2 protein-coding genes are annotated in these 1255 nt (G+C 64.9%); both read right to left on the bottom strand.

Going from position 1 to position 1255, the window contains the following annotated elements; genetic code table 11:
- Positions 1-18: 18 nt before the first annotated feature.
- On the bottom strand, positions 19-801 hold the full coding sequence (locus ABZ656_RS58025; protein WP_360280859.1) for an IS630 family transposase: 783 nt from the start codon (positions 799-801) through the stop codon (positions 19-21).
- A partial coding sequence (locus tag ABZ656_RS58020) for a helix-turn-helix domain-containing protein (protein WP_360280856.1) occupies positions 690-1255 on the bottom strand: 566 nt, incomplete at its 5' end. The genes ABZ656_RS58020 and ABZ656_RS58025, both read right to left, overlap by 112 nt.

The following is a 1255-nucleotide window of genomic DNA, read 5'->3' as shown; positions in this document are numbered from 1 at the left end:
ACTAGTAGATTGTCGCGGCTAAGTTTTGGGATATAGGTGGCGCAGTTTGATGCGTGCGTCGTGGGTGGTGAACTGCCAGTCCACCTGACGTTGGTCGGTGTTGGTGGCGTTCTGCCAGGCTGAGAGTTCGGCGTTGAGGATGCCGAGGTCGCTGATCCGGCGATCGAGGCATTGCCGGGTCAGCGCGGAGAGTTCGATCTCGGCGATGTTGAGCCATGAACCGTGCCTGGGCGTGTGGTGGATCTCGAGGCGCTGGGCCAGGGCGAACGCCTCTTGTGGTTCGAATGCCTCGTACAACGAGGCGATGCCGTGGGTGTTGAGGTTGTCCATCACCAGCACCACGGCCTCGGCATCGGGGTAGTCCACGCTCAGTAACTGCTTGACCTGGCCGGCCCAGTCGATCCGGGTCCGCTGGGGCAGTGCCTGGACGCGACGCCGCCCGCGCAAGGGTTCGACCCACACGAAGATGGAGCACGTGCCGCAGCGGATGTACTCGCTGTCCTGGCAGGCGTCGTGACCGGGGCGGGCCGGGAGCGGGTCGCGGGTATCGGCGAGGAGCTGGTAGGGCTTCTCGTCCATGCACACCACCGGACGTGCCGGGTCGTAAGGCCGGGCATAGACGGCCAGCACGTCTTCCATCCGGGCCGCGAACTCCGCGTTCGCCCGTGGTGGGATGGTCCAGCACTTTCTCAGGTGGGGGCGCAGTTCCGTTTTTTTAAGACCCGCCCGATGGTGGAGTGGTCCAGATCGGGGATGTCCTCGGCCAGTGCGACGTGCTTCTCCAGCAGCCGCAGCGACCACCGGGTATAGCCCTGGGGTGGCTGTGAGCACGCCATCGCGATCAGCCGGGCTTCGACCTCGCCGGTCACCGGCGAGGGCACCGGTGGCAGGTCGCGCTTCTTCCGCGCGATCGTGGCGCGCACATCACCGCCGGTCTCGGCGAAACGCTTGGCGACCAGCCGTAACGTCTCACCGGAGACGCCGAGCCGGGCCGCGATCACCGCCTTGGAATCCACCTCCCCCACCGAGGTGTCCAGTGCAAGTAGCACCCGCGCACGCATGATCATCGAGGCTGGGCGAACACCCGTCGTGGTCACCCGGACCAACTCCTCACGATCCTGCGGTGTCAACCTGACCGGACGCTTCTTCTGCGAACCCACGACGACAGTCCTGTCTGGCAAAAGGGAAAGAGAAACCCACCAGACACCAGCCTCCCAACCAGACATGCCACAACTAAGCAGCGACACGCTACTAG

This window comes from Streptomyces sp. NPDC007095 (assembly GCF_040634475.1).
In the GTDB taxonomy this organism is placed as follows: domain Bacteria; phylum Actinomycetota; class Actinomycetes; order Streptomycetales; family Streptomycetaceae; genus Streptomyces.
This window is presented reverse-complemented; position numbering and strand designations above follow the sequence as displayed.